The organism is Cupriavidus sp. SIMBA_020 (assembly GCF_046535395.1).
GTDB classification, from domain to species: Bacteria; Pseudomonadota; Gammaproteobacteria; order Burkholderiales; family Burkholderiaceae; genus Cupriavidus; species Cupriavidus campinensis.
In genome coordinates this window covers 1-373 of the sequence record NZ_JAWRWU010000140.1, presented here as the reverse complement: position 1 = coordinate 373, position 373 = coordinate 1, and the positions used below count along the sequence as shown (strand labels likewise).

General features: G+C 70.2%; 1 pseudogene. It reads left to right on the top strand.

Annotation, left to right across the window (positions count from 1 at the left end):
* Positions 1–159, top strand: a pseudogene (locus SB751_RS28525) (carbon-nitrogen hydrolase family protein); the annotation flags it as partial.
* Positions 160–373 lie beyond the last annotated feature (214 nt).

Here is a 373-nt window from a genome sequence, read left to right as displayed (position 1 = left end):
ATCGTGGGTCACTACAACCGTTTCGACGTGTTCGACCTGCGGGTGAACCGGCGCCCGCTGCAGGCGGCGCGCTACGACGACCTGGCCGAAGCGGGCGCCGCCGACCTGGATGGCGACTTCGAACCGCTGCCCGACTCGCCACGCGAGGCGCGGGGGTGAGGGCGGCCGCGCCGCGGGTAGAATGGGCCGCCTGAGCGCCCACCGGCCGCGCCGCCGAACGCCAGCTGACATCTGGAGAGCACGTTGAAGCCAAGAATCAAAGCTTCCCGCCAGGACGAGCCCGGCGCCGACGGGAACGCCGAGGTAGAGGAAATCACGCTGTCCGAGCAGGTCTACCGCCTGCTCCGGCGCGACATCATGAGCGGGGCGTTCG